This is a genomic window from Candidatus Sororendozoicomonas aggregata (assembly GCF_031528575.1).
GTDB lineage: Bacteria > Pseudomonadota > Gammaproteobacteria > Pseudomonadales > Endozoicomonadaceae > Endonucleibacter > Endonucleibacter aggregata.
In genome coordinates this window covers 1-7,565 of record NZ_JAVLSP010000127.1, presented here as the reverse complement: position 1 = coordinate 7,565, position 7,565 = coordinate 1, and the positions used below count along the sequence as shown (strand labels likewise).

Below are 7,565 nucleotides of genomic sequence, written 5' to 3'. Positions count from 1 at the left end.
AATGCTATTTTTCATAAAATCGACTGTAGCCAATGTGCGAGTAAGCGATTGGTAACAAGGGACGGTACCGACTTCGAGATTATTGTACTTTTGTCGTTTTGTCCCTGTACATTCCCTGTACAGGATGACGGTTCGGGATGTATTTCAGAGTTTAGTGATTTGACCTTTCAATATCTTCTACATCCTTCCTAGTTTTTAGATATATTCTCTTTGCATTAGATTCAGTGATTCCAAATTTTTTTGCTACCTCCTTGTAACATTCACTGTAATTTTTTGTCTCATATAGCTCTTCTACATAACAGTATATATCGTGATCTCTGTCGAATTTTGACGGCCTGCCGTAATCTATCAAACCAAACGCTTTTCTTGCATCCTCACCACTAACAATTTTGTCCAGGGCATCAGCCAGTTCTTTTTTATCGTAGTCGCTAAGTTCTCCATGTCTTAATATGTAAGCAAGAATACTTAATTGAAAAATTCTCGTCTCTCTACTCACCGATAATTACCCCTAAGAGCCTGTCATACTTGTCCATGGCTGCACGCTTCTCTGGTAGGTGGTCGTGCCTGTCGTAGTGTTTAAAATCGACCCCGACCAACTGGTGAGATTGCAGTAAGTTCCTGCTATCCCGATCCACACCAGCATCAATTAGCAGGTTTTTGCAGGTTCGTCTTATATCTCTCACCACGTAATCGGTTATGTTCGTATTTTGATTCTGGTAACGTCGTAAAGCCTGACGGACAGACGATTGATTGAATTGTTTGTGTCCATAAGCTGTGAACGGCCAATCCCCTATTTTCGGCAGTGATTCAATAATACCTGCCGCTCGATCCGATAGCGGGACTACATGGACTTTGGTCTTTCCGGCCCCCTTTGTATCAATCAGAGTGACAGTATTGCTGTTAAAGTCGTAATCCTCCCATTTTGCCCGCAACACCTGTAAAGGTCTCTGGCCTCCGGTAGCAAAAAGAAAGCGTAGAAAGGCAGCCATTGGTAGGCCCACGGAATACGCCTCCCCTATGGTATGCCATAAGTGCTTTATTTCTTCTTTGGTAAGCACACGAGTCCCCGGTTTTGTCGCATCAGGATTTATTTTGGTAGCTGCTACCGGGTTGCTGGTAATACCAAATGTGGGAGCGTCCATAGGCTGAGTGTGGTCGTTTTCCGCTTTCAAACCATAGTTAAAAGCCGCTGACAGTAAGGCTCTCAACCTGTTTGCACTCGATATTCCCCCCCTGTTGTGTACCTCTGAACATAATTTGACAATATCAGAAGGTGTTACTTCTGACGCTGGGCTATTTGAGAGTACTTTGTTTGCTTTGAGTACGTCTCTATCAAAATATAGGCGAGCCTGGCCAACAGATATTGCTTGTCGTCTATCCATATCATCAAGGTAGGCGTTTAACAGATCCGCAAGCGTCCCACCACTAGGTCGTAGTCGATCAAGGTGTAGCTTTAAGTCGGTGGGACTGACTTCCTGTCTCTGTTTCGCAAGCTCCCCGGCTCGTGTCCGTATCTCCAGGAGAGAAAGTCCAGTTGGATTACCATAGGTGCCTATTTTGATCCTGACGGGTTTAGAATTTCTGTAGTATCGAAAGTATGCTTTAACGCCTCCGGTTTGTCTTTTGAATTCAATGGCACCCATTCCACGTCCCATAGACTCTGCAATCGTGCCCTTGCAGTACTTCACTTGGTTATCCGTAAGCCTCATTTATTCCCCCTGTAGGTGTAGGTAAAACCGGCTGGTGTAGATAAAGGTGTAGAATGCCAGTAATAATTTAAAGGAACAACAAGGACTGTTGATGATGCAAAAGTGGTATAAAAGGCTTATCCGGCAATGGTTTGCTAAAATATCTAAGACTTAAAGAATACTTGATTGAACTCTTGTGCTATATTTTGATGATATGACCTCCTGATTGGCCGCTAAATGCACGTCTGCCGTCATCCGCTTTACTCTTATCACCAGTGGCTTTTTCTCTGTGCTAAACCAAGCGCTGTTAGAAAAGGCCATTGGTATTATTGCAACACCGGTCGGTCCCGAATGAGATCACCCCGGATATCTAGAGGCGTTGCCTGGTATTATTGCTGGGTTTTAGGGTTGATTATTGCCCTTGTCTCGCCATTACCCGCCAGTGCATTTAATCAACTGGAAGGGCAGTTTGTCATTAAACGCAAGGGACCGGCCTGGCAATCGTTTAAAAAATACACCAACCCCGACAAACAGTTTGTCAGCCCTGGTGAGACATATACCCTGCTGGGTGAAAATAAACCCGACGGTGACTGGGTTCAGGTGAAAACGAAGTCGGGTCTTCGCTGGGTTAATAAAGCCCTGGGGGAGATACAGCTCACTGAACCTGACGTAAAAAAGGACGTAAAAAAGGATGTAAAAAAGGATGTAAAAAAAGGTGATATCTATACACTGGCGCTTTCCTGGCAGCCAGGGTTTTGTGCGCTGAATCAATCGCGACAATTGCCTGAGTGCCAAAATCCTCAGGTGAACTGGGTGCTTCACGGTCTATGGCCTTCAAATATGACACCGCCGCACCCTGCCTATTGCAGTGGTTCCTTTAAAAAATCGGCTTGTGACTATCCTTCCCTGGGCTTGGAAAGCAGTCAGTTACTCGCTTTAGACGTTATTATGCCGGGGGTAAAATCTTGCCGGCAACGGTATCAATGGCATAAGCATGGCAGTTGTTCCGGGCTGTCGCCGGGGGGTTACTTTGATACAGCGACACGTTACACCCAATGGTTCAGAAACTCACCTGTGGCGATCCGGTTGGCAACCTTTAAGGGCAAGCAGGTCTCAAAAAAAGCCGCTCTGGAATGGTTTCGCGACTGGGGGGCTGAGGGTTCAGTGACTCTGCACTGTCAGCCCCTGAACAATCAGGAAGTGCTCCAGGAGGTTCGCCTGTATTTTAACCGCCAACTGAGTCACTCTCCCTCAATAGAACAGTTGGTTAAAACACCCTTTTCCCACCAGTGTGGCGATCGTTTTATGATTCCCTAAATACACTGCTATGGAGCCTGTCGGACTTATGCTTTCGAGCATAAAATTCAGTAGGGCGAGTCAGAATTTTCGATCAATTTGTGCGAATAGTTGACCTGTTTAAGCCAATTGATCGGAAATTCTGGCCGCGCTTTCTCGCGCTTTCTCGCACTTTCTGGATTTTAGGCCGAAATTGCCTTAAGTTCGACAGGCTCCTATGATAGAGCTTTACCTGTGAGTTTTCATGGCCAGATCCAAGTCCAAAAAAGCCTATGTCTGTACCGAGTGTGGCAGCGAATCCGCCAAATGGCAGGGACAATGTCCTGACTGCAAAGCCTGGAATACTTTTAAGGAGGTCAATCTTGGCCCGGCCACATCGCCGGCCATCAGTGCCGCCAATAGAGCCGGGTTTGCCGGCACACTTGATACGTTACAACTTCTGCGTGATGTGGATATTGAGGAGGCGCCCCGTTTTTCCAGCGGCATGACAGAGTTTGACCGTGTCTTAGGTGGCGGTTTTGTCACGGGCAGCGCTATTTTGATTGGTGGTCATCCCGGTGCTGGTAAGAGTACCATTTTACTGCAAATCCTTTGCCATGTAGCACAGTCCATGAACGCCCTTTATGTCTCTGGTGAAGAGTCTATGCAGCAAATTGCCGCACGAGCCAGTCGTCTCGGGTTGGCGAATGATCGTTTAAAGATGCTGGCAGAAACCTCTTCTGAAAATATTGTTACGATTGCTGAGCAGGAAAAGCCGGGTATTATCGTCATTGACTCCATTCAGGTGATGTATATGAATGGCATTGATTCAGCGCCTGGGGGCGTCGCGCAGGTGCGCGAATCTGCTGCCTTTCTCACCCGCTTTGCTAAACAAACAGGTACTGTTCTGCTTATTGTTGGGCATGTGACCAAAGATAACTCATTGGCAGGTCCTATGACATTGTCGCACATTATTGATACCCAGCTCATGCTGGGGAATACTGATGATTCCCGCTTCAGGATCATGCGCGCAACAAAAAACCGTTTTGGTCAGGTCAATGAACTGGGCATATTTGCCATGACAGAAAAGGGGTTGCGTGAAGTAAAAAATCCTTCAGCCATTTTTCTGTCAAGAACACCTGAGCCGACTTCTGGCAGTATAATCAGTGTGTTGTGGGAAGGAACCCGGCCTTTACTGGTTGAAATACAGGCGCTTGTGGTCGAATCCCAGCTAGGTAATCCTCGTCGTGTTACTGTTGGCCTTGACCAAAACCGACTGGCAATGTTACTGGCTATACTCACGCGTCACGGGGGAATATTTACCAGCGACCAGGATGTGTTTCTCAATGTTGTCGGTGGTGTCAAAGTCACTGAAACCAGTGCTGACCTGGCCAGTTTGCTGGCTGTTGTGTCAAGCCTGAAAGACAGACCATTACCACAAGATTTAATTGCTTTTGGGGAGGTTGGGCTGGCGGGTGAAATTCGGCCAGTAGCCAATGGGCAGGAAAGACTGGTAGAGGCGGCTAAACACGGTTTTAAACGTATTATTGTCCCTATGGCTAACAAACCCAGAAAGGCCATTGAGGGGGTAACTGTCGTAGCAATTAATAAACTGTCAGAAGCCCTTGATGCTATTTAAATACCCCCTGAGGCTCTTTTGGGTCAAAGCTTCGGTCAGACTCCTGGCACTTTTGTCGTGAGATCCCCCTGACTTTCAGGCAGGGGATATAAGCACTTCAACTTGTTCAAGGTGTCCAGCTCAGGGTGACAAAAGCACCACGGGGTTCATCCCTATACCCATAGCTGGTTGAGTACTCCTTATCCAGTACATTGACAATCTTGAGTTCTGTCTTCAGGGTCGGGCACATCTGCACAGAAGCCCGAAGGTCTGCGGTGACAAAACCAGGCACCTCTACTGTGTTCTGGGCATCGGACCAGCTTGCGCTCTGGGCGCGGACAGTGGCACCAAATGACCAGCGACCAAACGCCCGGTCAATGTTGACATTGAATAATTTATCTGCCCGATAGATTAAGGTGTTGCCTGCGTTGTCACCTGAACGGTTCTCCGGGTTCACAAAGGTCAGGTTAGTGTTGAGCTGCCACTGCGCCAGCGCCGTGGTCAAATTAAGCTCAAGGCCGCGGATGCGCGCTTTATTGATGTTTTTCATTTTACTGGCCTTCATGTCGAATTCCAGCATATCCTTCATGGTATTCTGGTAGGCGTTCACAGACCAGTGTGTTGAGGCAGAGAGTTTACCCTGTAATGACAGTTCAACGTTTTGAGCGGTTTCTGCTTTCAGGTCAGGGTTTTCATAGCCAGGGAAGTAAAGATCCGCAAACGTTGGCGCACGAAAAGCGGTGCCGTATGACGCAATCAGCCGCATATCAGCAGGCAGGTTAAAGCCCCAACTGATATTGCCTGTTGTATTGTTGCCATAAGCCTCATTGTGATCCTGTCGCAAACCTGTTTGCAACTCACTATTACTGAAGGTGGTGGTGTTTTGCGCATAAAAACCCACATTATAACGAGAATCCACTGCGTAGTTGTTTGATGAGTTAACATCCTCATGGGCGTAATCTACACCGGTTACCATCTGCTGGTTATCTGCCCAGGCAATATCATTGACCCAGTTGGCGGCGTATCGTTTGGTAGTTGTCTCGCTGCCCGGATTGCCTGAGATTTTATTTTCATTGGCAATTTTGCTCAAGCCCAGGTTCAGGCGTGTGAGCCAGCGGTCATTGATCCTGAAAGAAGCGCGGGTGTTGACGGAGGTGTTATTAAAATAGGTGGCAGGATAGCTGTCCTTAATACCGTTGTCGTATTCGGTTTTACCTTCGTTATGAGAGAACGTTGCGCCGAGGGTCAGCGAGTTATTCAGCGCGTGTGACAGACTGCCGGAAAGACTCTTGTTCCGGTAAGCGTGATCATCGCCTGATTGCCCGGTTCTGTCGTATCCCTGCGTTTCAAATAGACCCGCCTGCAGGTTAAAGCGTGTGCTGCCTGTTTTTCCGCCGAAGTTGATGGAATGATTGCCCGTTGTCCGGCTACCTACGCTGGTTTTTACTGTCAGAGCAGGCTTACCTTTACCTTGCCGGGTAAAGATATGGATAACACCACCGATGGCATCAGCGCCGTATAAAGTGGAGCGTGGCCCTCTGACGATCTCAATCCGTTCAATTTGAGACGGATCCAGAAATTCCAGAGAAGCTGACCCTGAGTCGGGTGCATTCATCTTCATGCCATCAATCAATACCAGGGTTTGGGCTGATTTGGTGCCCCGTAAAAAAATACCGCTGGCGCTACCGGGACCACCGCTGGTGGTTACTTGCAGTCCAGGCGTTCTGTTCAGCAGCTCGAGCACACTGCTGGCCTGGCTTCGTTCAATAGCCTGGCGGGAAATGACGGTCACAGGTCCTAGTGTTTCATCGGTTGTTTCCGCTGTTCGAGAGGCGGTAACCACCACGTCGTCCAGACTATCCATCTCTTCCCCGTAAGACAGTGGCGATACACTGGTTAAAATACAGGCAGAAGCAATAATCAGTCGGGGGGGGAAAAAAGGGCGTGAGCGGCTTTGTGTAACTATCGTTGGTTTCATTTCGCGTTGGTGTGTTCGGTACGTTTTTGGGTGGTAGAAGACAGTTGTCTTAAGACGTCTAGTTGCTGGCAAAGTTGTTTGACTCCCTGGAGCATTCGCGATGTGGGACGAGTGATCAGATCGCTTTGGAGGGTTATGAAGTGTTGCTTTTCGACAGCAGCAAGGGAGGGCCACTGTTGCCAGAATGTCAACTGTTTCTGAAAGTGAGCGGGCGTTTGCCCTGTTGGGCTGGCATCAATAATAACCTGTGGGTTGCTTGTCAGCAAAGCCTCAATCGATACCGTGGGGATGGATTGGGGCATATTACCAAATACATTGTGACCACCACACACCGTTATTGCCTCATGGATGACCTGGCTCGATCCGACAGTCATTAGTGGGTCTTTCCAGATTTCAAAAAACACGGATAAGGGTGTGCGAGAGGCGAAGGTTTGCTCAAGCAGGGTCAGGGTGTGGTTAAACGATTGGGCGGCAGTAGTGGCCGTCGTCGTATTATTAGTAATCTCGCCCAGTTGATGTAAGGCTTGGGGTATATCATCCAGCGTCCGCACATTGATATAAAATGTTTTTAGCCCGAGCTTTTCCAGTTGCTTTGCCACTGTTGGGGAGTTGCCGTTACTCCAGATCACCACTAAATCAGGCCGTTGTTTAACAATAGCCTCTTCACTGACTTGCGGGAAGCCACCTACATCGGGCAACTGTTTAACCCGTGGCGGGTAATCGCTGTGCTTATCGACGGCAATAACCTGTGGGCCAGCGCCTGCTTCAAACAACAGCTCCGTTGTGCCGGGTGACAGGCTGATAATGCGTGCAGGGGGACTGGAAAGACAGACATGACGGTCATTGCCATCCACACTACAGATACGATTTGACTCGGCAGCCGAAAAAGAGGCTACCCCTGCCAGTAAGGTCAGTAACCAAACCCATGTTGTCTGTCCCATAGTGTTCCTGAATCCTGGAAGCTGTTTTCAATCGTTTGTGAGTTCTAGGAGCCTGTCGGACTTAT

The 7,565-nt window shown here is 48.1% G+C and carries 6 protein-coding genes; 2 read left to right on the top strand and 4 right to left on the bottom strand.

Features of this window, described 5'->3' with window-relative positions:
* Window positions 1-151: 151 nt before the first annotated feature.
* Both V4C51_RS16395 and V4C51_RS16390 read right to left on the bottom strand, forming a co-directional pair.
* Window positions 152-496, bottom strand: coding sequence for a hypothetical protein (locus V4C51_RS16395; protein WP_330927256.1), 345 nt, complete (start codon window positions 494-496; stop codon window positions 152-154).
* A complete protein-coding gene (locus V4C51_RS16390) occupies window positions 489-1,709 on the bottom strand; it encodes a tyrosine-type recombinase/integrase (protein WP_330927255.1) in 1,221 nt (406 codons plus the stop codon). The genes V4C51_RS16395 and V4C51_RS16390 overlap by 8 nt, the downstream gene beginning before the upstream one ends.
* Before the next feature lie 330 nt (window positions 1,710-2,039).
* On the opposite strand from V4C51_RS16390, the gene V4C51_RS16385 reads away from it, so the two are divergent.
* Complete coding sequence (locus V4C51_RS16385) at window positions 2,040-3,005, top strand: ribonuclease T2 family protein (RefSeq protein ID WP_330927254.1); 966 nt, start codon at window positions 2,040-2,042, stop codon at window positions 3,003-3,005.
* 223 nt (window positions 3,006-3,228) lie between these two features.
* Window positions 3,229-4,602 (top strand): DNA repair protein RadA, encoded by a 1,374-nt coding sequence (gene radA, locus V4C51_RS16380; protein ID WP_330927253.1) that lies wholly within the window; start codon window positions 3,229-3,231, stop codon window positions 4,600-4,602.
* A gap of 106 nt (window positions 4,603-4,708) precedes the next feature.
* Here radA and V4C51_RS16375 read toward each other — a convergent pair whose 3' ends face one another.
* Both V4C51_RS16375 and V4C51_RS16370 read right to left on the bottom strand, forming a co-directional pair.
* Window positions 4,709-6,559 carry a TonB-dependent receptor domain-containing protein gene (locus tag V4C51_RS16375; protein WP_330927252.1) on the bottom strand — a complete coding sequence of 617 codons (1,851 nt, stop codon included), beginning with the start codon at window positions 6,557-6,559 and terminating at the stop codon, window positions 4,709-4,711.
* On the bottom strand, window positions 6,556-7,500 hold the full coding sequence (locus V4C51_RS16370; protein WP_330927251.1) for a cobalamin-binding protein: 945 nt from the start codon (window positions 7,498-7,500) through the stop codon (window positions 6,556-6,558). The genes V4C51_RS16375 and V4C51_RS16370 overlap by 4 nt, the downstream gene beginning before the upstream one ends.
* Between the last annotated feature and the right edge of the window lie 65 nt (window positions 7,501-7,565).

Coding starts and splice junctions, on each gene's coding strand:
- V4C51_RS16375 (WP_330927252.1), bottom strand. CDS start 6,559: ATGAAACCAACGATAGTTACACAAAGCCGCTCACGCCCTTTTTTCCCC.
- V4C51_RS16385 (WP_330927254.1), top strand. CDS start 2,040: ATGAGATCACCCCGGATATCTAGAGGCGTTGCCTGGTATTATTGCTGG.
- V4C51_RS16370 (WP_330927251.1), bottom strand. CDS start 7,500: ATGGGACAGACAACATGGGTTTGGTTACTGACCTTACTGGCAGGGGTA.
- radA (WP_330927253.1), top strand. CDS start 3,229: ATGGCCAGATCCAAGTCCAAAAAAGCCTATGTCTGTACCGAGTGTGGC.
- V4C51_RS16390 (WP_330927255.1), bottom strand. CDS start 1,709: ATGAGGCTTACGGATAACCAAGTGAAGTACTGCAAGGGCACGATTGCA.